The organism is Onishia taeanensis (assembly GCF_900100755.1).
GTDB classification, from domain to species: domain Bacteria; phylum Pseudomonadota; class Gammaproteobacteria; order Pseudomonadales; family Halomonadaceae; genus Onishia; species Onishia taeanensis.
Genome location: NZ_FNCI01000002.1, coordinates 412,160 through 436,050, shown reverse-complemented (window position 1 = coordinate 436,050; position 23,891 = coordinate 412,160). Strand labels below are relative to the sequence as shown.

The window sequence follows — 23,891 nt, the reverse complement described above, 5'->3', positions numbered from 1 at the left end:
CGCAAGGCACCGGTTTAGTCTTCCGGTGCCAGGCGTTCAGGCGTGGATTAGCGGTGGTCCACTTCAGAAATCGACGACGACGTTGCCGGTGGGCTTGCTGCAACAGGAAAGAATATAGCCCTCGGCGATATCCTCGTCGGTAATGCCGCCGTTGTGGTCCATCTCGACCTGCCCTGAGCTAAGCGGCACCCGGCAGGTACCGCAGATGCCCATGCCGCAGGCCTTGGGAATATGCAGGCCGAGCTTGGCGGCAGCCGCATGCACCGTTTCGCCGGGCTGCACCCGCACGCTCTTGCCGGTGGCGCTGAACTCGACGCTGTACATGTCGGCGACGTCGAGTTCTTCGGCCTGCGCCTCGGCCTGCTCGGCCAGCTCCAGCACCTCTTCCTGAACGTCCAGCGGCGTGGCGCCGAAGGACTCCTCATGATAGCGACTCATGTCGAAGCCGTTGTCGCGCAGGATACGCTTGACCGCATTCATGTAAGGCGTGGGACCACAGCAGAAGATCTCACGCTCCATGAAATCCGGTGCCATCAGCTCGAGCATCTCTTGGCTCAGGTAACCGCGAAATCCCGCCCAGGCCTCGCAGAGTTCGTCGCTGCGCTCACAGACGATATGCAACTTGAATTCGGGAATCCGCGAGAAGATGTGCGCCAGCTCACGGTGGAAGATGATGTCCTTCGGCGAGCGGGCACTGTGCACGAAGGCCAGATCCACCGAGGCATTGGTATCGAACAGCCAGCGTGTCATCGACATCAGCGGCGTGATGCCGACCCCACCGGAGAGCATCAGCACCTTGTCGGCGGCATGATCGATGATATTGAAGTTACCGACCGGCCCGTGCACCGCCAGTTCATCGCCGGCCTTCAGGTTATCGTGTAACCAGTTGGATACCACGCCGCCCGGCAGCCGCTTGACGCTGATCGAGAAGCTGTAGGGCACCGAGGGGGAGCTCGAGATAGTGTAGGAACGCATCACCTGCTCGCCGGCGATCTCGAGCTCCAGGGTCACGAACTGCCCCGGCTTGAAGAAGTACAGCACCGGCTGCTCGGCCATGAAACAGAAGGTGCGCACGTCCCAGGTCTCCTGGATGACCTTCACGCAGCGCACCTGATGGCGCCCGTTGACCCACGTCTGCGTGGTTACCGGATTGAGAAAGTCTGACATCATAATGGTTTCTCGCTTGGACGTGCCGACAGGCGCCGCGATGGTGCCCCATGCATAAGGATATGAGGCCGTGAAGCCTTGGCTGAATTTTGCGCCACCACCAGGCTTGCCAACTTGTCTGCCGGCGACTCCGGCATATCCATGGCATCCAACCGGCATGCCGCTGACGGTGGTTCTTGTCGTCTTCGCATCACGAGAGGTCGCCAACAGGATGCTAGGGCCTGCAGCAACGCCCGGAGATGGTGGTCGATCGCATGATAGGCGAGGATGCTCTTTGGATAAGCATCATCGAGACCCACACCGGCAAAGGCCCTAGTCAATGAACACGACCGATACTGAACTGCTGAACCTGCTGATCAAAGATGGCCGCATGTCCTATGCCGATATCGCCCGCCAGTTGGGCATCTCCCGAGCGCATGCCCGCACCCGGGTCAACGCCCTGGTCGAGGAAGGGGTCATCGAGCAGTTCACCGCAGTGGTCAATCCAGAGAAGCTCGGCAAGGCTATCTCCACCTTCGTGGATCTGAGGGTGGCACCCGCCGCACTTCAGCAGGTGGCCGACGAGCTATCTGCCTGCCCCGAAGTGGTCAGCCTCTATATCATGAGCGACCTGCAAAGCCTGCATATCCATACCCTGACCGACACCTACACCAGCTTCGATGCCTTCGTGCGCGAACGTATCTTCAACCGCCCCGAGATCCTCTCGGTGGACTGCAAGAGCCTGATGTCACGGGTCAAACACCGCCGCGGCGGCGCGCGACTCTAGCGCCTTTCGAGGCAATGCGGTCCGCCACCACTAGCTCCTCTCCCCGCATGACCGGCGTTTTGCGGCCACAGCACATCGCCACCTCACTACTACCGCACATAAAGAGTGCAAGCGCCTCACAAGGGTGCCGATCTTACTTTTGCTACCCCTCGGCCGCTTAGAGACAGTCGTTTGGTGAATCGCCGCGGCAAGGCTGCATACAAATGATCGCTTAACCGCCTAAATCTCACCTTTGTTAACTCCAAGGTGGGGCCGTGTGATCCGAAATCGGCCGCCACCGTCGTCACCAAGCGAATCATCGAGCCAACTTCTTATAATCTTATCTAACTGATATTAAAAAAATAATAGAGTAAAAAAGCGAACTGGCACATGGCTTGCTGACTACTCCTATAGAGGATTTACATTCGTTAATCGTCTCACCAGGAGTCATCATCATGAGCTTCAATCGCCGCAAGTTCCTGAGCACCGCTCTAGTCTCATCCACCGCCGGCCTGGTTATGGGTGCCCCTGCCGTCGTCCGCGCCCAATCCAACCAGACCGTCCAATGGCGAATGACCAACGCCTATGGCCCCGGTTCGCCCTTCTATGTCGAAGGCCCGGGTAGCCCCACCGACTTCTGCAAGAAAGTCGAGGAGATGTCGGGTGGCCGCATGAAGATTCAGCACTTCGCCGCCGGCGAGCTGGTACCGGCACTGGAGGGCTTCAACGCCGTGTCGGCCGGCATGGTCGAGATGAATGCCGGCAATGCCTACTTCTGGTCCGGTAGCCTGCCCGCCGCCCAGTTCTTCACCACCGTGCCCTTCGGCATGAACACTCAGGGCATGAATGCCTGGCTATATCATGGCGGCGGCCTGGAACTGTGGCACGAGCTCTACGCCAAGGTTGGGCTGGTGGCCTTCCCAATGGGCAATACCGGCGTGCAGATGACCGGTTGGTTCCGCGAACCGCTGGAGAGCGTCGAGGATCTGAACGGCCTGAAGATGCGAATCCCGGGCCTAGGCGGCAAGGTCTACAGCGAGCTTGGCGTGGCCGTACGGCTGCTGCCCGGCGGCGAGATCTTCCCGGCCCTGGAGCGAGGCGTGATCGACGCCGCCGAATTCGTCGGGCCGTATCAGGATCGTCGCCTGGGCCTGCACAAAGCCGCCAAGTACTACTACACCACCGGCTGGAGCGAGCCGACCAACGCTACCGAACTAATGATCAACAAGCAGGCCTGGGAGGCACTGCCCAGCGACCTGCAGGCAATCGTCAAGACTGCGGCCATGGCCTGCAACATCGAGAGCCAGGCCTGGTGTGAGTCCGTCAATGCCGAAGCCCTGAACGACCTGGTGGAAAACGAGGGAGTCATCGCCCAGCCACTGCCCGACGACATCATCAGCCGGCTGCGCGAAGTCACTGCCGATACCTTGTCCGCCATGGCGGCGGCGGATGCCGACACCCAACGGGTCTACGACTCCTTCATGGGCTTTCGCGCCAAGCATCGCGAGTGGGAGGCCGTCAGCGAGAAGGCTTTCCTCGATCTGCCGAGCTGAATCTGACGGCATTGCTGACCGGAGGCCTATCCATGGCATCGCTCATCGAAAGCATCGAATACGGTATCGGCATCCTCGGCGGTTTCGCCCGTCTCTGCCTATTGGCACTGGTCGGGCTGGTCGCCACCGATGTACTGCTGCGCTACTTCTTTTCCATCAGCCCGGTGGGGTTGCAGGAGCTGGAGTGGCACCTGCTATCGCCAATTGCCCTGCTAGGGATTTCCTACGCGCTCAAGCATCGCGCCGACGTGAGGGTGGACGTGATCTACGACCGCCTGCCCGACGGTGGTAAGCAACTGATCGACCTGATCAGCGGCACCTTGACCGTGGTGATCGCCCTGGCGATCACCTGGCTGTCCTGGCCCTACGTCATGCAGTCCTTTCATTTAGCGGAGGGCTCGCCGGACCCGGGCGGACTGCCCTACCGCTATCTGCTCAAGGCTTTCATTCCTCTGGGCTTCGTGGCCCTGGCACTGCAGGGGCTTGCTGACCTGCTGCGAGCAGTGCTGGCCCTGAGCGGTACCCCAGTGCCGGCCTCGCCGACCGCCCCGGATCAGCCCAACGCCTGAGCCAGGCCAACCCTGAAGACGGCCAATGCCGGCTTTGGGGATACCCCAGGCACTGCACGCGGGCAGCAGCCAGACAAGCGGCTGCCCCACCCTTCTTGTCGCCGAGCTCACTCGGCCCCTTTCTCTGTGGAGTATGTTTGCAATGGCAAATGAATGGCTACTGATCGGCATGATCGGCGGCTTCCTGGCCATGATGCTGATTGGCATCCCCGTGGCCATTTCGCTGGCCGTGTCCGGCTTCGTCGCTGGGCTTTTGGGCTTCGGGCCGATGCTCTTCGGCCTGCTGCCGCAACGCCTCTATGGTGTAGTGTCCAACTACACCCTGATGGCCATCCCACTGTTCGTGTTCATGGGCGTGATGCTCGAAAAGTCCCGGGTCGCCGAGGCCATGCTCGACACCATCGGCTACGCCATGGGCCGACTCAACGGCGGCATGGGAATCGCCATCGTGCTGGTCGGGGTGCTGATGGGCGCCTCCACCGGCATCGTCGGCGCCACCGTCGTGACCGTGGGCATGCTGACCCTGCCGACCCTGCTGCGCCGGGGCTATGCGCCAAGCGTGGCCTGCGGAGCGATCTGCGCCTCGGGCACCCTAGGCCAGATCATCCCGCCGAGCCTGGTGCTGATTCTGTTGTCGCAGATCGTCGGCGAATCGGTGGGCGCACTGTTCGCGGCCGCTTTTATCCCCGGGCTGGTGATCGCACTGACCTACATGCTGTATCTCGCCGTCCTCGGCTGGGTGCGGCCGGACTGGGTACCGGCGGTTCCCGCTGCCGAACGCGCCACCATCTCCCGGCGCCAGCTCTATCGCGACCTGATGGCCACGGTACTACCGCCGCTGGGGCTGGTGGTGGCCGTGCTCGGCTCCATCGTCGGCGGCGTGGCAGCCCCCACCGAGGCCGCCGCCATGGGAGCCCTGGGCAGCCTGCTGATCGCGCTGCTGGGCCGCAAGCTGAACCTCGCCACCCTCAAGGCGACCCTGCACGGCACCTTGACCATCACTGCCATGGTCTACTTCATTCTGCTGTTCGCGCAGGTATTCTCACTATCTTTCCGCGGGCTCGGCGGCGAGCAGATGGTGCACGACCTGTTCAACATGCTCCCCGGCGGCGAAATCGGGGCGCTGCTGTTCCTGATGCTGATTCTGTTCGTGCTGGGCTTCTTCCTGGAATGGATCGAGATTTCCTACATCGCTCTGCCAATGTTCCTGCCGGTATTCATCGGTTATGGCACCGATATGGTGTGGCTGGCGATTCTGGTGGCCATGAACCTGCAGATGTCCTTCTTGACCCCGCCCTTCGGCTGGGCGCTGTTCTTCCTCAAGGGGGTGGCGCCACCAGAAGTCTCGACACGGGATATCTACGTCGGGGTTGTGCCTTTCGTCGGGCTGCAAGTCCTTGCCGTTGCGCTGGTATTCTTGTTCCCAGGCATTGCTACCTGGCTACCCCAGGCGATCGGTTGGTAGGCCTGATCCACCAGCGCGGGGCGCCGTGTCTACTCGCGCCATCACACATCGATAATCACTGAATTAGGAAACCACGCCATGGAACTGCTGGATTCGTCATCGCTGACCGGGATCCTCGGGCTGATCGCGGCCCTGCTCGCGACAGGCGCCGTTGCCGGAGTAATGGCCGGATTGCTCGGGGTCGGCGGTGGCATCGTCATCGTGCCGGTGCTCTTCCATCTGTTCAGCCTGCTGGGCGTCGACGAAGGGGTGCGCATGCACCTAGCGGTAGGCACCTCGCTTGCCACCATCATCCCCACCTCGATCATGTCGGCCCGCGCCCACCACCGGAAGGGCAGCCTGGATGCCAGCGTGATCAAACGCTTGATTCCCGGCGTGGTGGTCGGTGTGCTGCTGGGCGGTATCGCCAGTCAATTCCTGAGCGGCGAGGCGTTGACCGGTCTCTTTGCCACCATCGCTCTGCTGGTCGCCGCCAACATGTTCCGTCGCAACACCCGCATCATTCGTGACGGCATGCCCGGCCCCCTGGGCAGCAGTCTGATCGGCGCGGTGATCGGCGGCATCTCGACGCTGATGGGCATCGGTGGTGGCACCCTGAGCGTGCCGACCCTGAGCGCGCTCAACACGCCGATCCGTGTCGCGGTGGGTACCGGTGCCGCCCTGGGCCTGGTGATAAGCATTCCCGGCACCCTGAGTTTCATGTTCAGCGGCCTGGGCGAGCCCGACCGGTTGCCGGGCTCGATCGGCTACGTCAATCTGCTGGGCTTCGCGGCCATCGTGCCGATGACCATGCTCTGCGCCCCGCTGGGGGCCAGGCTCGCCCACGCCATTGATCCGGCCCTGCTCAAACGGCTGTTCGCTGTCTTCCTGCTCGCCACTGCGGTGCGCATGTATATCGACCTTTTCTCCTGAGGCGCTCCCATGCAACACACCACCCGTGCTTATGGCGGCATGACCGTCGCCCCTCATCACCTGGCGGCCCAGGCCGGCCGCGACATCCTCCGCGAGGGCGGCAACGCCGTCGAGGCGATGGTCGCCATGGCGTCGACCATCGCCGTTGCTTACCCCCATATGAACGGTATCGGTGGCGACGGCTTCTGGTTGATTCATGAACCCGGCAAACCGCCGCTGGCCATCGATGCCAGTGGCCCGGCGGCAGGCCTTGCCACCCGCACCTTCTACGCCGAGCAGGGCTACGACGCGGCGCAAGGCATACCCACTCGTGGACCGCTCGCCGCTCTGACCGTGGCCGGCACCCTGGGTGGCTGGCAGGTGGCGCTCGATCAGGCCGCCGCCTGGGGCCCCACCCTGCCGCTGTCACGCCTGCTCGAGGCGGCCATCGGCCATGGTCGGGAAGGCGTCGCGGTGAGCGACAGCCAGACCACGCTCACCGCCAAGCATCTGGCGGCGCTCGGGGCGACGCCAGGCTTCGCCGAGACGTATCTCGACGCCGGCCAGCCACCCGCCACCGGCTCGCGGCTGCGTCAGTCACGGCTTGCCGACACCCTCGAACACCTGACCCGCGCCGGGCTCGACGACGCCTACCGTGGCGAACTCGCCGCCAGTATGGCCGCAGATCTCGAGGCGCTGGGCAGCCCGCTGCGCCGCGATGATTTCAACCGCTATCATGCCCGGGCCGTTACCCCACTCGAAGTCAGGCTCAAGGATGCCCGCGTTTTCAATCTGCCGCCGCCCACCCAGGGCCTGGCCACGCTGATGACGCTGGGCGTCTTCGAGCGCCTGGGCGTCAGCGAGGGCGAAGGCTTTGCCCATCTGCACGGCCTGGTCGAAGCCACCAAGCGAGCCTTCATGGCCCGCGACACTACGGTCACCGATCCCGGCCGGCTGCCCAAGGATCCGACGAGCTGGCTCACCCCCGAGGCCCTGGATCGGGAAGCCGCACGAGTTGACGCGGAGCGCGCCCTGCCCTGGCCCTACGAACCCGCCGAGGGCGACACCATCTGGATGGCCACCGCCGATCATCAGGGGCGAATGGTCAGCTTCATCCAAAGCGTCTATTGGGAGTTCGGCAGCGGCATAGTCCTGCCGCAAAGCGGGGTGATGTGGCAGAACCGCGGCATCAGCTTTTCGCTGGATCCGCAGGCGCTGCAGACGCTGGAGCCCTATCGCCAGCCCTTCCACACCCTGAACCCGTCGCTCGCTCGCTTCGACGACGGCCGGGTGATGAGCTTCGGTACCATGGGCGGCGAGGGCCAGCCCCAGACTCAGGCAGCCATCTACAGCCGCTATGCCCACTTCGGTGAGGATCTGCAACAGGCGATCAGCGCACCGCGCTGGCTGCTGGGCCGCACCTGGGGCGAAGCCAGCACCGGGCTCAAGCTCGAGAACCGCTTCCCGGCACCACTGGTAGAGGCGCTCAAGGCCGCCGGCCACGACGTCACGGTATTGAATGAGGCGTTCAGCGACACCATGGGGCACGCTGGCGCCATCGTTCGTCACCCCGACGGTCTACTGGAAGGGGCCCACGACCCGCGCAGCGATGGCGGCGCGGCCTCGCTATAAGCGCCGGCAGCGGGTGCCTGAAAAGTAGGCACCCGCCAGCCTGTTCAACGACAAGGGCCCGCTCAGGACGAGCGTGGCAGTTCGAATGCCGGCAGCAGATGGGCTTCGATCGCCCGACGCACCGAGGGCAGCATCACATCGGTGTGTGACATCAGTTCCGAGACCGTAGACTCGAGGTCGGGTACATCGGTCTCGAGGTACTTGCGACGGGCCATCCGCGCGCAGGTCTCCGGACAGGCGCCCTCCGGAATCAGCACGCCAAGCCCCACCAGCTTGTTACGGAAATCATCCCCATCGATCAGATCGACGATCATCATGGCGGTTTCCTCCAGTCTCATGTCATGTCGTTGTTATCAGTCAGCCGCCGACTCAAGGCGTCGCTAGCGGCTCCACAGCCGCCGCCCCGGCCGGTGCCTCGGCCGCCGTCAGCCGACAGGCGGCGTACTTGAACTCGGGAATCTTGCCGAACGGGTCCAGCGCCGGGTTAGTCAACATATTGGCAGCAGCCTCGGCGTAGCAGAAAGGCATGAAGACCATGCCTTCGGCCATCAGCGGATCGACCCGCACCTTCAAGGTAATGCTGCCTCGGCGAGTGGTGATCTGCATCCAGTCGCCGGCTTCGAGACCAAGGCGGCGCAACTCCCCAGGGGCGACACTGGCCGCCGCTTCGGGCTCGAGGGCATCCAGCACCCGGGAGCGCCGGGTCATCGAACCGGTATGCCAGTGTTCGAGCTGGCGGCCGGTGGTCAGCACCGTCGGGTAGTCGCGATCGATCTGCTCGTCCGGCGGCAGCGGCAGCGTCGGCGAGAAGCGAGCCCGGCCCGAGGCCGTCGGGAAGGCATCGCCGAATACCACGTCCGCCCCCGGGGCATCGTCCGCCGGGCAGGGATAGGTCACCGAGGCCTCCCGCTCCAGCCGTTCCCAGGAGATGTGGTCGAGCGATGCCATGCCTTGCTTCATCTCGGCGAAGACCTCGCGGGGATGCGCGTAGTCCCAGGGCAGCCCGAAGCGCTTGGCGATCTCTTGAATGATCCACCAGTCGGGGCGGGCATCGCCGGGCAGCGGAACGGCCTGACGGCCCAGCTGCACCTGGCGGTTGGTGTTGGTCACGCTGCCGTCCTTCTCCGGCCAGGCGGAAGCCGGCAGGATGACGTCGGCGAACTGGGCGGTCTCGGTGACGAACAGATCCTGGACGACGAGATGCTCGAGCTTGGCCAGCGCCGCGCGCGCGTGGTCGAGATCCGGGTCGGACATCGCCGGGTTCTCGCCCTGGATGTACATGCCCTTGATGGTGCCCGCCGCGATGGCGTCCATGATCTCGACGACGGTGAGCCCGGGCTGATCGTCGAGGTCGGTGTTCCACAGCTCCTCGAAGGCGGCCCGCACCTGGGCATCGCCCACTGGCTGATAGTCGGGCAGCACCATCGGAATCAGGCCGGCGTCCGAGGCGCCCTGGACGTTGTTCTGACCGCGTAGCGGATGCAGGCCGGTGCCCGGCCGGCCGGTGTGGCCACAGGCCAGGGCCAGCGAGATCAGACAGCGCGCGTTGTCGGTGCCATGCACATGTTGGGAGATCCCCATGCCCCAGAAGATCATCGCTCGCTCGGCGGTAGCGTACTCGCGAGCCACGGCGCGAATGTCTTCGGCGGGCACGCCGCAGCTCTCGGCCATGGCCTCCGGCGTCAAGTGGCGAACGTGTTCCTTGAGCGCTTCGAAGCCCTCGGTATGCTCGCGAATGTAGTCCGCGTCATAGAGCTCTTCGCTGACAATCACGTTGAGCATGGCGTTGAACAGCGAGACGTCGCTGCCCGGCGTGAAACTCAGGGTTTGATGCGCATAGGCGCCCAACGCCTGGCCCTTGGGATCGAGAATGATGATCTTGGTGCCGCGCTTGGCCGCCTGCTTGAAGAAGGTCGCGGCCACCGGATGGTTCACGGCCGGGTTGCAGCCGGTAAGGATCACCACATCGGCCTCGGCGGCCTGCATGAACGACGCCGTCACGGCGCCTGAGCCGATGCATTCCATCAGCGCCGCGACAGAGCTTGCATGACACAGACGGGTGCAGTGATCGACGTGATTGGAACCAAAGCCGGTGCGCACCAGCTTCTGGAACAGCCAAGCCTCTTCATTGGAGCACTTGGCGCTGCCGAAGCCGGCCAGGGCGTTGGGGCCATGGGCGGCCTTGAGGCCCTTGAGGCCTTCAGCGGCGACCTCGAGCGCCTCATCCCAGCTGGCCTCGCGGAAATGGCTGCTCGGGTCAGCCGGATCGAAGCTGGGGTCAACGCCCTTGGGCGCGCCGGGCTTGCGGATCAGCGGGCGAGTCAGCCGCGAGGCGTGACGCGGATAGTCGAACCCGAAGCGGCCCTTGACGCACAGCCGGTTATGGTTGGACGGGCCATCGCGGCCGGAGACGTGAAGGATCTCGTCGTCCTTGATGTGATAGGTCAACTGACAGCCAACCCCGCAGTAGGGACAGACCGAATCGACCTGGCTATCGGCGGCCGCCGAATCGCCACGGCCCGCCTCGTCGATCAGGGTGGCCGGCATCAGCGCACCGGTCGGACAGGCCTGGACGCATTCGCCGCAGGCCACGCAGGTGCTATCGCCCATGGGGTCGTCGAAATCGAAGACGATCTTCGCGGCCGCTCCGCGGTTCGCCAGGCCGATGACGTCATTGACCTGAACCTCGCGACAGGCGCGAACGCAGAGGTTGCACTCGATGCAGGCATCGAGGTTGACGTTCATGGCGCTGTGCGAGGTGTCGTGCGTCAGCGAGCCCTCGCGGGGGGACACATGATGCACGGTGGGCGCCTCGCGCTCCTCGCGCCGCGGCAGCCAAGCGCGCACGGCGGTGGCATCCACGGCCAGGGCATCGGCCATGTCCCAGAAATGGCTCGAGCGGTCGGGACCGGCGTCGCGGTCGGGCTGGTCGACGGCGAGCAGCTCCAGCACGCCTTCACGGGCGATGCGAGCCCGCTCGGAGCCGGCGCTATGCACCACCATGCCGGGCCGGGCCTCGCGCAGGCAGCTGGCGGCCAGCGCCCGCTCGCCCTCGATCTCGACCATGCAGGCGCGGCAGTTGCCATCGGCGCGATAGCCGGCGGCATCCTTGAAGCAAAGGTGGGGAATCGTCTCGCCGGCCCGCTTGGCCACCTGCCACAGGCTTTCGCCGGAGTAGGCGGTCACCTCGCTGCCATCGAGGGTCAGAGTAAAGGCGTCGGCTGCGGTCTGCGCCTGGTTCTGGCTCTGGTTATGAGTCATCTTCGCTCTCCTGGCCTCAGCCCTTGATGATGATCTGCTGGGCCGCGAGCGGCTCACGGAAGTCCTTGAGCAAACCAAGGACGGGATTGGGCGCGGCCTGGCCGAGCCCGCAAATCGAGGCATCCATCATCACCGTCGCCAGGCGCTGCAGTGCCTCGGCATCCCAGGCCTCGCGCTCGAGCAGGGTCAGCATCTTTTCGGTGCCGACCCGGCAAGGGGTGCACTGGCCGCAGGACTCGTCAGCGAAGAAGGCCAGCAGGTTGGTGGCCACCGCCCGCAGATCATCCTGGTCCGAGAGCACCACCACCGCCGCGGAGCCGATAAAGCAGCCTTCGGCCTGCAGGGTGTCGAAGTCCAGAGGAATGTCCGCCTTGCTTGCCGGCAGGATGCCCCCAGAGGCGCCACCGGGCAGATAGCCGGCCAAGGTGTGGCCCTCGGCCATGCCGTCGCAATACTCCTCGATCAGCTCGGCCAGCGTAATGCCCGCCGGCGCCAGGTGGACGCCCGGGCGCTTGACCCGCCCGGACACCGAGAAGCTGCGCAGCCCCTTGCGCCCATGGCGCCCATGACCGGCGAACCAGTCGGCACCGCGCTGGTGGATCAGCGGAATCCAGTAGACGGTCTCGACATTGTTGACCAGGGTTGGGCGATCGAACAGGCCTCGCTGCGCGACGAAGGGCGGGCGGTGGCGGGGCTTGCCCGGCTTGCCCTCAAGCGACTCGATCATCGCCGACTCCTCACCACAGATATAGGCCCCGGCGCCGCGCCGCATCACCACATAGCCCGGCTCGACGAGTCCGGCGGTCTCGAGCTCGGCAATCGCCTCGTGCAGTACCCGATGCAGGCCCGGATACTCGTCTCGCAGGTAAATGTAGAGCGCGCTGGCCTCGACCGCCCAGGCACTGATCAGCGCCCCTTCGAGGAAACGGTGCGGAGCATTCTCCAGGTAGTGGCGATCCTTGAAGGTTCCGGGCTCGCCTTCGTCGGCGTTGATCGCACAGTAGCGCGGCCCCGCTTCCTGGCGCACGAAGTACCATTTCTTGAAGGTCGGGAAGCCCGCGCCGCCGAGTCCGCGCAGGTTGGCGCGCTCGAGCTCTTCCATCAGTGCCTCGACGGTCACCGCACCGGCACGGCACTGGGTCAGCAGCTCATAGCCGCCTTCGCACCGGTAATCCTCGAGCCGCTGCCAGTCGAGCGTTTCGGGATGGAAGTGGCCGGTGTCGATCACCGCCTCAACCGCTTCCTGAGTGGCGTAATTGACGTGACGATGGCCCACTTCGACCACCGGCGCCATCTCGCAGCGGCCCATGCAGGGCGCGCGCAGCACGCGGACCTCTTCCGGAGCCGCGCCAGCCGTAAGCGCCTGCTTCAAGGCATCGGCACCGGCCAACTGGCAGGACAGGGAGTCGCAGACCCGCACCGTCACCGCCGGGGGTGGCGCTTCATCGTCGTGGATCACGTCAAAGTGGGCATAGAAGGTGGCGGTTTCATAAACGGCCGCCATCGGCAGGTTCATGTAGGCCGCCAGGGCGCGCAGCATGGGTAGCGCCAGGTGGCCGTGGGCATCCTGGAGCACATGCAGGTGCTCGATGAGGAGGTCGCGGCGGGCAAGCTCGGGGTGCTCGCGCTCATCGCCAAGACGCTCGCGTAGCGCTATCAAGTGGTCGGTCTCAAGCTCGCGGCCGCGGGGCTGACCGCGAAAACGGCGAGTGGGGGTCAGGGTCTGAACGGTCATGGCAGGCTCGTTATTGTGATGATCGCGCTCTTGCTTGCGGCGCTTTGCTGCCATGGTGGCACCGGCCACAAACGCCGACAATATCCACATCCACGCTCGAGAGTACTTAGCTATGTGCGTGTCGCTCTCGGCTACGTGGATCCCGTCGCCGAAAGTCGAACACCTCAAGCCCCTCTGCACTTTTTGAACCCTAGCCCTGCCTCAGCGTTGACAGAGCAGTTGAGGCCCCAGGATGCGCAGGCACTGGCAATTCGCCTGGCAAATCCTCACACTAGCGGTGTCTTTCAGGACAACAGATCGTGACGTAGAGGTACAGCCGCTAACAAAACCCTCATGGAGTCTCGAATATGTTCAAGAAAATTATGGTCCCCGTGGACCTGGCACATACTGAACTCTTGAAGCCTTCTCTCGATCTTGCGGCAGATATCGCCAAGCTGTACCAGGCCGATACCTGCTACATCAGCGTAACGGCGAACACGCCAAGTGCACTGGCCAAGACACCTGAAGAGTATGCGCAAAAGCTCGAGGCGTTCGCCAAGGAGCAGGGCCAGTTGCATGGTCAAGAGGTCAGTTCCAAGGTCATCACCTCTCCCGACCCAGTTGCCGACATGGATGACGCCATCCTTCAGGCGATAGATGACACGGACGCAGATCTGGTCATCATGACCACGCATCTGCCCAGGCGGCTGGACATCGTCATGCCGTCCAACGGCAGCAAGGTCGCCTCTCATACCGACGTATCCGTGTTCCTGGTCCGGCATAGCGACTGACGGCCTGCACAAGAAGACACCCTTTCGTTTAACCAGACGGAGACTTCCCTATGGAAAAAAACTCCCCAAACGCTAACAGTGACAAGGACGCCCCTGTCTCTGATGGCGTGCCAGCGCCGGAAGGACCGGCGAACCTGATCGATACCGATTACGTGATCGGTCAGGATAACGTCACCACGCGCAAGTTCGGCCTGGATGTCGATCTGCATGGCAAGGTGTTTACCATCTCGTCATTGCTGATCCTGTTTTTCGTCTTCATCACTCTGGCGCTCCAGGATGAAGTCGAGCCGGTCTTCAATGCGATCTTCTCGTTCCTCACCGGGAACCTCTCCTGGTTCTTCCTGCTGGCGGCAAATATCTTCGTCATTCTGGCCGTGGCCCTGATCTTCACCCCCATGGGCAAGGTCAGGATCGGTGGCGCACACGCCACGCCGGACTTCAGCTATCTTGGCTGGTTCGCGATGCTATTCGCCGCCGGCATGGGCATCGGCTTGATGTTCTACGGTGTCTCGGAGCCTCTGACCCACTTCGGTACCGCGCTTGGCGGCACCAGCATGGAGAATGGCGTCAGGACCGACTGGGCACCGCTGGGCGCCGCTGCTGGCGACCAGGACGCCGCCATGTCGCTGGCCATGGCAGCTACCATTTTCCACTGGGGCCTGCACCCTTGGGGCATCTATGCGGTCGTCGCCTTGGCACTGGCGCTGTTCTCCTTCAACAAGGGCCTGCCGCTGACCATGCGCTCGATCTTCTATCCGGTTCTGGGTGAGCGGATCTGGGGCTGGCCGGGCCATGTGATCGACATTCTGGCCGTTTTTGCCACCCTGTTCGGTCTGGCAACGTCGCTGGGGCTGGGGGCTTCGCAGGCGTCTGCCGGTCTTGCCTACCTCTTCGACATACCCAATAACGACGTCACCATGGTACTGCTGATCGTGGGCATCAGCGCAGTGGCACTGATCTCCGTGCTCGTCGGCGTCGACAAGGGTGTGCAGCGCCTTTCCCAGCTCAACATGGTGCTGGCCTTCCTACTGCTGGCGTTCGTGATTGCCGTCGGCCCGACCCTGGCAATCGCCACCGGCTTCTTCAAGAACCTGGGCTCCTACCTGGCGGACCTGCCCGCCCTGTCCATGCCCTTCGGACGTGAAGATGCCAACTTCAGTCAGGGTTGGACCGCCTTCTACTGGGCCTGGTGGATCTCCTGGTCACCGTTCGTGGGTATGTTCATCGCCCGCGTCAGCCGTGGCCGCACCGTACGTGAGTTCCTGATTGCCGTGCTGCTGGTGCCATCGCTGGTCTCGGTGCTGTGGATGACCGCCTTCGGCGGCACCGCCATCGACCAGGTGATCACCGACAACTTCCAGGGCGTCAAGGACGCGGCCCTCGAGCTGCAGCTGTTCGTGATGCTGGGCCAACTACCGCTGACGCAGATCACCTCCTTCGTGGGTATCGTGCTGGTGATGGTGTTCTTCATCACCTCCTCGGACTCCGGCTCGCTGGTCATCGACTCCATTACCGCCGGCGGTAAGGTCGATGCACCCAAGCCACAGCGTATGTTCTGGGCCATCATCGAGGGCGTGATCGCCATCGCGCTACTGCTGGGTGGCGGCCTGACAGCTCTGCAGACGGCGGTTATCACCACCGGCCTGCCGTTCACACTGGTACTGCTGGTGGCCTGCTACGCCATCGTCAAGGGACTGCTCTCTGAACCCAGGAGCTAACGCCCGTTGTCATCCGGCCAAGGCCGGATGACCATAGGTACCACAACGCCACAGGCGGTCCATTGGATGGTCTGTGGCGTTTTTTTGGATCCTTCAAAGCCCTGGCGGGTAGGTGCAAGTCACCTGCAAAACAAGGTTACAGGCACTAAAGCGCCACCTCTTCAATAAAGCGCCCCCAGCTCTGCTAGCCTTCTCCAGCGGCGTTGATTCTTAAAATCCTCACTGCATCTCGAAACCAACAGGCATTGCCAATAAAGCGTTTACTCGCCTGGCTTGCTTAGCGGCCAAAGGCAGCTCAGAAAACCCCGCGTTGAAGAGCCACTGGAAATTCGCCGGGCACATGCCCAGACTATGAGGCGCCTACAGCGACACTAAGAAACTACAACCACTGATAAACCGCTGGAGTCACCAGGATGCCCGAGAAGATCATGGTCCCCGTGGACCTAGCCCGCCTCGATGACAGTGAGCCATCACTGTGGATGGTCGTTGATCGACCGCAGCACGAGGAGGCAGAAGGCAGTGAGATAGCGTCACCGCCGCCACGCCCAGGTTCATGGCGCACACCCCGCAAGCGTTCACTCAGCAGCATGAAGGCTTCGCGAAGACGCGAGCCAGACTCCACGGCCAGTCGGCCCCTACACCAGCGTTAGCCCCAATCAAGCACTGATCTTGACGATGCCGGCTGAATGGCGCCCCGCATCAAGGCATCGTTCTTTACTGCTGCGTCCGGTGGCTGGCGCGTGGCCGAATCGAGACAAACCACTTACCGAAAATCGCAAGGGAGACGTCTAGTGTCTAAACAACCCAACGACGGCAAACCCAAGGCGCCGGAAAATGGCGGTACCGAGGGAATACCGGCGCCAGAGGGCCCGGCTAACCTGATAGATACGGACTATGTGATCGGCCAGGACAACATCACCGCCTCCCCCCTAGGAATCGATGTAGATCTGCACGGCAAGGTCTTTCTCTTTTCCTCCATGGTGATTCTGCTATTCGTGGTCGCGACACTGGCCCTTCAGGACCAGATGGAACCGATCTTCAATAGCATGTTCAATTTCCTGACCACCAAACTGAGCTGGGTCTTCCTGCTGGGGGCCAACGTTTTCGTTGTGCTGGCGGTCGTGCTGATCTTCACGCCGCTCGCCAAAGTGCGCATCGGTGGCGCGGATGCCAAGCCCGAATTCGGCTATCTGGGCTGGTTCGCGATGCTGTTTGCGGCGGGTATGGGCATCGGCCTGATGTTCTATGGCGTATCGGAACCGCTGACCCACTTCGGCACCGCCATGGGCGGCATTAGCGTCGAAGACGGCATCCGTACCGACTGGGCGCCGCTTGGCGCTGCCGCGGGTGACCAGGCCGGTGCCATCGACCTGAGCATGGCAGCCACCATCTTCCACTGGGGCCTGCATCCCTGGGGCGCTTATGCCATCGTGGGCTTATCACTGGCCATATTTTCCTACAACAAGGGCTTACCCCTGACCATGCGCTCGATCTTCTACCCGATCCTGGGTGAGCGCGTGTGGGGGTGGCCTGGCCATGTGATCGACATCCTGGCGGTCTTCGCCACCCTGTTCGGCCTGACCACGTCACTCGGCATTGGTGCCACCCAGGCGTCCGCGGGCCTCCACTACCTGTTCGACGTCCCCGACACCAACACCACCCTGATCCTGCTGATCATGGGCATCACCGTGGTCGCACTGGGATCGATTCTGCTGGGGGTGGACAAGGGCGTACAGCGTCTCTCCCAGGTCAACATGATGCTGGCCTTTTTGCTGCTGGTCTTCGTGATCGCCGTGGGGCCGACACTGATGATCGCCACCGGCATATTCGATAATCTGCTCGGCTATGTGCAGAACCTGCCGGCGCTATCGATGCCCTTCGGCCGCGAAGATGCCAACTTCAGCCAAGGCTGGACCGCCTTTTACTGGGCATGGTGGATTGCCTGGTCGCCGTTCGTCGGCATGTTCATCGCCCGCGTTAGCCGCGGGCGTACCGTGCGGGAATTCCTGATCTCCGTCCTGCTGGTGCCGTCACTGGCCTCGGTGGTATGGATGACCGCCTTCGGTACCACCGCCATCGACCAGGTAGTCAACCAAGGCATCACCAAGGTGCAGGATGCCGCTCTGGAACTGCAGCTGTTCACGATGCTCGAATACCTGCCGCTGACGCAGATCACCTCTTTCATCGGTATCGTGTTGGTCATCGTGTTCTTCGTGACGTCCTCCGACTCCGGCTCGCTGGTGATCGACTCCATCACTGCCGGCGGTAAGGTCGATGCCCCCAAGCCGCAGCGCATCTTCTGGGCACTGATCGAAGGGGCTCTGGCCATCGCGCTGTTGCTCGGCGGCGGGCTGAGCGCCCTGCAGACGGCTGCCCTGACCACCGGCCTACCGTTTACTATCGTGCTTCTGGTGGGCTGCTATGGGATCGTCAAGGGCTTGATGTCCGAGCCACGAAGCCACTAAGGCGGTGTCATCGGGCTAAAGACCTGAAGACGAGTGAATAGAAGCACCAAGGGCGGCCTATTAAGGCCGCCCTTGATCGTTATGGGTTATCGAATATTGTCAGCCCCTCACCCGTGGCCTCACTGCGCCGCGTCACCCGCTCAGAGCCACAGTTGGTTCAGTGCCAAAGTTGGTAAAGCGGCGTTTCAGGATCGAAGTGCGTCGCCAACTGGGCCTGGAAAAGCTCGGCGGTCGCCAGGGCATCAACCAGCGCATGGTGCCCCTGATAGGCCGGGAGGCCATAGCGCAGCCGACTGTCATGCAGGCGTATCGAGGCCGGCGGCCGGCCCATCCAACGCTTGAAGCGCGCCCACCACGACTGACGATGCAGCCTCGCCTCAAGCGACATGGTATCGATCACCGGAAAGCGGACGCTCTCGCCGCGACGCGACTTCACGCTCTCATCCATGAAGGGCCGTTCGATATGACGATAGTGCACCACGACCAGACGCCCGGCCAGCGCCTCGAGCAGCTCATCCAGAATCTCATCCAGATCCGGTGCCTCGGCGATTTCCGAGTGGGTGATGCGGTGAAAGGTGATCGAGCGCTTGCTCAGCGGACGCCGAGGCTTGACCACCCAGTAACGCCGCTTGGGCAAGTAGATACGCTGCGCTGTGAAGGGCACCAAACCGATGCTGACGATAGAATGGCGCCTTGACTCGAGACCGGTGGTCTCCATGTCCAGCGCTACCAGCGGCACCTGACCGATCGGCATGTTCGGATCGAGATCATAGGCGGCGAAGAAGCGCTGGAGGGCAGGATCACTCACCTGACTGGCCCGGCTAGCGAGATACTCTGGCCAGGCATGCTGGTCGGCCTTGGCGTGACGAAACGGCAACTTGAACATAGACCTTCGCGACATTGGTTAACCCCTAGGGCAAGGGGTAGCGGAACTTCAAGAACTTCTGGGCATTGCTCAACACCTGGAAGGCATCCTTGAGGTTGTGCCGCTCGGTATCAGAGACGTTTTCAGGCTCGATATTATTGTCAGGCTCTCGCTCTTCCTCGATATCGATCACCTGATGGCGAATGCGCACGATGGAGATGAACTCCATGGCGTAGCGGATGCGTTCGCTGGAACGACCCACCAGCAGTTGGGTCTGGGCAATGGCATCGAGCCGGTCGAAGGAGTTCTGGGCCCGGGACCCGCAGGCCAGCGCATGGACGCGAATCAGATCAACCATCGGTGCCGTCCCGCGGCGCTTCAGGTTGATCGAGTTGTTCTGCTTACCGTCCTTCTCCATCACGAAGGTACGGAAGAAACCCAGCGGCGGCGTTCGATTGAGAGCATTGCGCGCCATGGCCGCCAAAAAGCGCGGGCTCTTCGAGGCCTTGTCGGCGACCAGATCCTGAAGTTGCTCGACGAAGTCCTCCTCGCCATAGACATGATCCAGGTCGAAAAAGATCGAACTGTGGAGCAGGCGCTCGGGGTTGGGGTCATCGATCCAGTCGTTGAAATACTGCTTCCAGACCCGCAGCGGCTGCCGCCAGCGCGGGTTGGTGGCCATGATGTCGCCCTTGCAGTAGGTATAGCCGCAGGCATCCAGCCCATCGCTGATTCTCTGCGCCAGGGTCAGGAAGTAGGCATCATGCTGCTCGGGATCGAAGCTGTCATCGAGAACCAGAGCGTTGTCTTGGTCGGTGACGATGGCCTGCTCATTGCGGGCCATCGAGCCCATCACCATGAAGCAATAAGGCACCGGCGGTGGACCAAGCTCCTCCTCGGCCAACTCGATCAGTCGCCGGGTGAAACTGCGGCCGATGGTCGACAAGGCACTGCCCACCATCTGCGAGCTTGCGCCGTCGTTGACCAGCCCGACGAAGGTACGCCGCACATCGGCCCCCAGCCGCGCCAGGCCCTTGTGGCTGGTCTGGTTAAAGATATTGTTAACCAGATACAGGCTGCTGTTGGTTTCGTAGCGGATGATATCGGAGAGATGCAGCATCCCGACCGGGCGGCGGCGATGCAGTACCGGCAGGTGATGGATGTTGTTGCGCAGCATGCACAGCATCGCCTCATGCACCGACTCATCGGACTGGATCGCAATCAGACGAGGACTCACCACATCGGATACGGCAGTGCCCGCATCGAGCCCGGCCGCCAGCACCCGAGTGCGCAGGTCCTGGTCGGTGAGAATGCCCAGGGTGCGCCACTGCTTGCCATCGCCCAGTACGAAGGTGCGTGCCGAGGCTTCTTCCTCGGCTCTGAGCACCAGTACCGAGGACACGTTCTGCTCGCACATCTTGGCGGCCGCTTCCTGGATGGTGGACTCCGCCTCGATCATCACCGGTAGGCGCGTGATCAGCTTGCGCACCCGGGTCGTCATCATGGTGTTGTCGTGGTGCTGATGATCTACCGTCGTCTCGAGGCGCGGGCGACCTACCTCGACGAAGTCGGCAAAGGTTTCATCGGCATCGCAGAGTCGACGGAAGAGCTCACCGGGGATGAAATAGACCAGGGTGTCTTCGATGGCCTTGACCGGGAAGCGAACCTGCTGATTTCTGAGCAGATCGAAGTAGCCAAAGATATCGCCCTCGCCGAAGCGATTGAACAACTCGCCATTGCGTCGATAGACCTCCACGGCGCCACTGCGGATATAGTACAGATCCTGCGTCGGCTGGCCGTCTTCACAGATCATGGTGCCCGCGCGGAAATACGTGATCTCGACGGCACCGGCCACCTCGTCGAGCAGATCATCGCTGAGCGTATCGAAAGGGGGATTGCCCGCGATGTGCTGGCGAATTTCCAACAGTTCCACTTCCATGCTCACCGCCTCGCCTTGGGTGTCTAGTCGGTCTCTCAACCATGAGGAGAATTTGAATCAGTCAGCGCTGCATCCATGGGACCCGATGGCCCAAGTCTCCAATGCCCGCCATGGACTGTAAAGGGCTACCCCATGCAGAAACACTCACGCATGAAAAAGGCCACCCGAAGGTGGCCTTTTACCATGACGCGACCGGCTTAGATATAGCCGGTGATTGGCATCACTTGTCCTGCGGCTCTTGCGGCTCAACCATGGCCTGGACCCGCTTCATCAGCTCAGGGTCCTGCTGGATAGCCTGACCGATGGCGTTGAAGGTGCTGACCTCGAGACCGCTATCCTCGACGATGCCGACCATGTCCTCGTTGGCTTCCATGCGAACTTCCTGCTTGGCAGCCTCATCATCGGCGTTTTGCAGACGCTCGGTGTACTCGCGAGACACGCTGGCGATTTCCTTGGAGGCGTCGGCGAATTTCTGCAGCGTCTCGTCGGAGAAATCAGTGGCCGGTGCGGCCGCCTGGGCTTGTGCAGCCTCGGAAGAAGCGGCGTCTTCTTGCGCCATGGCAGGCGCGGACATGATACCGGCGCTCAGCAGCGCAGCCGTAAACAGGGCAGTCAGGCGTTGCATCTAAAAAATACCTCCAAGGGGAGTGCAGTGTGTGTACCCAACATGGGACGACAGAGAAGCACTAGCGTTCAACTGTGCCATGTAAAGAATTGCAACGACAGAGACTATGGCACCGGGTTGCGACAACGACAAGGCCGGGACAATGCCCGGCCATGACCCTTTCGGGTCGCCAGGCGGGTACCTGGCGCCCCTTGTCGGGCGGCTTGCCCGAAGCCCTTAGCCAAAGCCCTTAGCCGAAGCCCTTAACCATAGGCCAGGCCGGGCAACCAGGTCACCAGTGCCGGGAAGAGAATGACCAGCAGCAGCCCCAGCGCCTGGATGCCCAGGAATGGGAAGGATGCCCGGAAGATCTGCGCCATGGTGATATGCGGCGGACACACGCCCTTGATGTAGAAGAGCGCGTAGCCAAACGGCGGACTCAGGAATGACATCTGCATGTTGACCAGGTAGATGACGCCGAACCACAGCGAGACATCGGCCGGCGCGACCCCTGGCAGCCCGAATACGCCGTCGAAGTTCAGGCCCTGAATCAGCGGCACGAAGATGGGCACCGCCAGCAGCAAAATGCCCACCCAATCGAGGAACATGCCCAGCGCCACCAGCAGTACCATCATCAGGGCCAATACCGCATAGGGACCGAGGCCCGCACCGGAGATCAGCTCCTGCACGAACTGCTGGCCGCCCTGAAGGATGTAAAAGCCGACGAAGATGCTGGCACCGAAGATGATCCACATCACCATCGCCGATGCGACCAGAGTCGTCATACAGGCCGCATGCAGGTTTGGCCAGGTCAGACGCCCATGCATGGCCGCCACGACCAGGGCGCCGAAGGTGCCAATGCCGGCCGCTTCCACGGGTGTCGCGATGCCGGTGAAGATGATGCCGAGGACCAGAATCACCAGGACGATCGGCGCCAGCATGTTCCGCAGCAGGCGCAGCTTCTCTTTCATATCGACCCGGTCCTCGACCGGCATCGGCGGCGCCATTTTTATATTCAGCGTGCCGCGCATCCAGCAGTAGAAGCCGTACATGAAGGCCAGCAACAGGCCGGGAATCAGCGAGCCGAGATAGAGCTCACCCACCGACTGCTGGGCGATGACACCGTAGATGATGGCAAGAATCGACGGCGGAATCAGAATCCCCAGGGTCCCGCCGGCCATGATCGAGCCGATGGCAATTTCCGGGTTGTAGTTACGCTTGAGCATCGCCGGCAGGGCGATCAGGCCCATGGTCACCACCGCAGCGCCGATCACGCCCACCATGGCGGCCAGCAGGGTCGAGGCGATGACGGTGGCGATGGCCAAACCCGCCTTCAGGCCGCCCATCCACTTGTAGACGACGTCGAACAGCTCCTCGATGATGCCGGCCTTCTCCAGCACCGAGGCCATGAAGATGAACAGCGGAATGGCCGAGAGCTGATAGTTGGTCATCATCGGGAAGATGCGCGACGGCATCAGGTTCAGCATGGCCTGATCGCCCACCAAGTAGAGGAAGACCACCCCCAGCCCCCCGGTCACGAAGGCCAGCGGCAAACCCGCCACCAGCACCACCATCAGCGAGCCGAACATCACCAGGGTCAGGGCGCCGATGCCGACCGAACCCAGGCTGTTCTCGAGGCTTAATGGCAGACTCTCATAGTCGGTCACCGCGATGTTGACCATCTCAAACAGCATCCAGGCGCCTAGCACCACGGCGATGATCAGCAGCACGCCGGCGAAGGTCCGGCTGTCTTCGTTCAGACGCCAATGATGGCGGCATGACTGGATATCACGAATCAGTTGGCCAAAGCCCTGCAACAGCAGCAGCAGAGCGCCGAAGAAGAGCATGAACTTCACCGGGTAGAACTGAATGGCCCATTCGGTAAAGGACGTCTCGTTGGCATAGCTAGAGCCGAAGAAATACTGATCGCTCACCGACTGGGAGAAGAACGTCCAGCCGGTCACCATCAGCGCAATCGTGAAGATGAAGAAAAACACCGATGTCAGAACATCCAGCGCCGCCTTGTTTACCGGCTTGGCACGCTGATAGAGGATATCGACGCGCACGTGTCCGCCCTCGCGCAGGGCGTAGGCACCAGCCACCAGATACTGCATGCCGAACATCAGCGTCATCGACTCGTGGACCCAGTTAGTCGGCGAGTTGAAGGCATAGCGCAGCAGGACTTCATAAGCGAAGGCGAAGGGAGCCACCAGTGCCCAGTAGGCCACGTAGCGACCGGAAAACCCGGAAATGCGATCGACGATGGTGGTGAACAGATTGCCGGGAGGCTTGTAACCTGCCTGGCCATCACCACCAGCGGGAATTTCAGCGGTATCGCCGCCATCAACGCTGGCACCCCGGCGGAAGCTGCGGTCGACGAAGAACATCACCACTAGGGGTAGCAACAGCAGCACCGACCAATAAAGCCAGTGCGGCAGAACAAAGTTGATCTCAAGATTCATGGATACTCCTCCGCGATACCATCAGCTCCCGGCGATGGCAACGGAACATC

Annotated in this window: 17 protein-coding genes; 9 read left to right on the top strand and 8 right to left on the bottom strand. The window is 62.5% G+C overall.

The window, feature by feature from the left end:
* Positions 1-63: 63 nt before the first annotated feature.
* Complete coding sequence (locus tag BLR71_RS04445) at positions 64-1,170, bottom strand: FAD-binding oxidoreductase (RefSeq protein ID WP_092523496.1); 1,107 nt, start codon at positions 1,168-1,170, stop codon at positions 64-66.
* A gap of 316 nt (positions 1,171-1,486) precedes the next feature.
* On the opposite strand from BLR71_RS04445, the gene BLR71_RS04440 reads away from it, so the two are divergent.
* From BLR71_RS04440 to BLR71_RS04415, 6 genes are all read left to right on the top strand, one after another.
* The gene (locus tag BLR71_RS04440) at positions 1,487-1,933 is read left to right on the top strand and encodes an Lrp/AsnC family transcriptional regulator (protein WP_092523494.1); all 447 of its coding nucleotides are present in this window, start codon (positions 1,487-1,489) and stop codon (positions 1,931-1,933) included.
* Between the two features lie 434 nt (positions 1,934-2,367).
* On the top strand, positions 2,368-3,465 hold the full coding sequence (locus tag BLR71_RS04435) for a TRAP transporter substrate-binding protein (protein ID WP_092523492.1): 1,098 nt from the start codon (positions 2,368-2,370) through the stop codon (positions 3,463-3,465).
* Positions 3,466-3,497: 32 nt separating this feature from the next.
* On the top strand, positions 3,498-4,034 hold the full coding sequence (locus tag BLR71_RS04430; protein ID WP_092523490.1) for a TRAP transporter small permease subunit: 537 nt from the start codon (positions 3,498-3,500) through the stop codon (positions 4,032-4,034).
* A gap of 142 nt (positions 4,035-4,176) precedes the next feature.
* Entirely contained in the window at positions 4,177-5,499 is a 1,323-nt protein-coding gene (locus tag BLR71_RS04425) for a TRAP transporter large permease (RefSeq protein ID WP_092523488.1), read from the top strand.
* Between the two features lie 78 nt (positions 5,500-5,577).
* Positions 5,578-6,411: a sulfite exporter TauE/SafE family protein gene (locus BLR71_RS04420; protein WP_092523486.1), complete on the top strand. Its 834-nt coding sequence runs from the start codon at positions 5,578-5,580 to the stop codon at positions 6,409-6,411.
* 9 nt (positions 6,412-6,420) lie between these two features.
* Complete coding sequence (locus BLR71_RS04415) at positions 6,421-8,022, top strand: gamma-glutamyltransferase family protein (protein WP_092523484.1); 1,602 nt, start codon at positions 6,421-6,423, stop codon at positions 8,020-8,022.
* Positions 8,023-8,084: 62 nt separating this feature from the next.
* Here BLR71_RS04415 and BLR71_RS04410 read toward each other — a convergent pair whose 3' ends face one another.
* The 3 genes from BLR71_RS04410 to BLR71_RS04400 are packed head-to-tail and all read right to left on the bottom strand — an operon-like array spanning position 8,085 to position 13,018.
* A complete protein-coding gene (locus tag BLR71_RS04410) occupies positions 8,085-8,360 on the bottom strand; it encodes a hypothetical protein (RefSeq protein ID WP_340147955.1) in 276 nt (91 codons plus the stop codon).
* 31 nt (positions 8,361-8,391) lie between these two features.
* A complete protein-coding gene (gene fdhF, locus BLR71_RS04405; protein ID WP_092523480.1) occupies positions 8,392-11,283 on the bottom strand; it encodes a formate dehydrogenase subunit alpha in 2,892 nt (963 codons plus the stop codon).
* Between the two features lie 16 nt (positions 11,284-11,299).
* Complete coding sequence (locus BLR71_RS04400; protein ID WP_092523589.1) at positions 11,300-13,018, bottom strand: NADH-ubiquinone oxidoreductase-F iron-sulfur binding region domain-containing protein; 1,719 nt, start codon at positions 13,016-13,018, stop codon at positions 11,300-11,302.
* Positions 13,019-13,365: 347 nt separating this feature from the next.
* Between BLR71_RS04400 and BLR71_RS04395 the strand changes: the two genes are divergently transcribed.
* The 3 genes from BLR71_RS04395 (at position 13,366) to BLR71_RS04385 (ending at position 17,971) form a co-directional block, all read left to right on the top strand.
* The gene (locus tag BLR71_RS04395) at positions 13,366-13,788 is read left to right on the top strand and encodes a universal stress protein (protein WP_092523478.1); all 423 of its coding nucleotides are present in this window, start codon (positions 13,366-13,368) and stop codon (positions 13,786-13,788) included.
* Between the two features lie 50 nt (positions 13,789-13,838).
* Positions 13,839-15,506, top strand: a complete 1,668-nt coding sequence (locus BLR71_RS04390; RefSeq protein WP_092523476.1) for a BCCT family transporter — start codon at positions 13,839-13,841, stop codon at positions 15,504-15,506.
* 791 nt (positions 15,507-16,297) lie between these two features.
* Positions 16,298-17,971 (top strand): BCCT family transporter, encoded by a 1,674-nt coding sequence (locus tag BLR71_RS04385; RefSeq protein ID WP_245696331.1) that lies wholly within the window; start codon positions 16,298-16,300, stop codon positions 17,969-17,971.
* A gap of 157 nt (positions 17,972-18,128) precedes the next feature.
* On the opposite strand, the gene BLR71_RS04380 is transcribed toward BLR71_RS04385, so the two are convergent.
* From BLR71_RS04380 to BLR71_RS04365, 4 genes are all read right to left on the bottom strand, one after another.
* A complete protein-coding gene (locus BLR71_RS04380) occupies positions 18,129-18,857 on the bottom strand; it encodes a 3'-5' exonuclease (RefSeq protein WP_092523472.1) in 729 nt (242 codons plus the stop codon).
* A 25-nt stretch (positions 18,858-18,882) separates the two neighbouring features.
* On the bottom strand, positions 18,883-20,775 hold the full coding sequence (locus BLR71_RS04375; RefSeq protein ID WP_092523470.1) for a DUF294 nucleotidyltransferase-like domain-containing protein: 1,893 nt from the start codon (positions 20,773-20,775) through the stop codon (positions 18,883-18,885).
* A 220-nt stretch (positions 20,776-20,995) separates the two neighbouring features.
* Entirely contained in the window at positions 20,996-21,400 is a 405-nt protein-coding gene (locus BLR71_RS04370) for a DUF4168 domain-containing protein (protein ID WP_092523468.1), read from the bottom strand.
* 242 nt (positions 21,401-21,642) lie between these two features.
* Positions 21,643-23,841, bottom strand: coding sequence for a TRAP transporter large permease subunit (locus BLR71_RS04365; RefSeq protein WP_092523466.1), 2,199 nt, complete (start codon positions 23,839-23,841; stop codon positions 21,643-21,645).
* Positions 23,842-23,891 lie beyond the last annotated feature (50 nt).

Bases quoted from the DNA above. Each gene is read 5' to 3' on its own strand.
- BLR71_RS04445 (WP_092523496.1), bottom strand. From the start codon at position 1,170: ATGATGTCAGACTTTCTCAATCCGGTAACCACGCAGACGTGGGTCAAC.
- BLR71_RS04440 (WP_092523494.1), top strand. From the start codon at position 1,487: ATGAACACGACCGATACTGAACTGCTGAACCTGCTGATCAAAGATGGC.
- BLR71_RS04435 (WP_092523492.1), top strand. From the start codon at position 2,368: ATGAGCTTCAATCGCCGCAAGTTCCTGAGCACCGCTCTAGTCTCATCC.
- BLR71_RS04430 (WP_092523490.1), top strand. From the start codon at position 3,498: ATGGCATCGCTCATCGAAAGCATCGAATACGGTATCGGCATCCTCGGC.
- BLR71_RS04425 (WP_092523488.1), top strand. From the start codon at position 4,177: ATGGCAAATGAATGGCTACTGATCGGCATGATCGGCGGCTTCCTGGCC.
- BLR71_RS04420 (WP_092523486.1), top strand. From the start codon at position 5,578: ATGGAACTGCTGGATTCGTCATCGCTGACCGGGATCCTCGGGCTGATC.
- BLR71_RS04415 (WP_092523484.1), top strand. From the start codon at position 6,421: ATGCAACACACCACCCGTGCTTATGGCGGCATGACCGTCGCCCCTCAT.
- BLR71_RS04410 (WP_340147955.1), bottom strand. From the start codon at position 8,360: ATGAGACTGGAGGAAACCGCCATGATGATCGTCGATCTGATCGATGGG.
- fdhF (WP_092523480.1), bottom strand. From the start codon at position 11,283: ATGACTCATAACCAGAGCCAGAACCAGGCGCAGACCGCAGCCGACGCC.
- BLR71_RS04400 (WP_092523589.1), bottom strand. From the start codon at position 13,018: ATGACCGTTCAGACCCTGACCCCCACTCGCCGTTTTCGCGGTCAGCCC.
- BLR71_RS04395 (WP_092523478.1), top strand. From the start codon at position 13,366: ATGTTCAAGAAAATTATGGTCCCCGTGGACCTGGCACATACTGAACTC.
- BLR71_RS04390 (WP_092523476.1), top strand. From the start codon at position 13,839: ATGGAAAAAAACTCCCCAAACGCTAACAGTGACAAGGACGCCCCTGTC.
- BLR71_RS04380 (WP_092523472.1), bottom strand. From the start codon at position 18,857: ATGTTCAAGTTGCCGTTTCGTCACGCCAAGGCCGACCAGCATGCCTGG.
- BLR71_RS04375 (WP_092523470.1), bottom strand. From the start codon at position 20,775: ATGGAAGTGGAACTGTTGGAAATTCGCCAGCACATCGCGGGCAATCCC.
- BLR71_RS04370 (WP_092523468.1), bottom strand. From the start codon at position 21,400: ATGCAACGCCTGACTGCCCTGTTTACGGCTGCGCTGCTGAGCGCCGGT.
- BLR71_RS04365 (WP_092523466.1), bottom strand. From the start codon at position 23,841: ATGAATCTTGAGATCAACTTTGTTCTGCCGCACTGGCTTTATTGGTCG.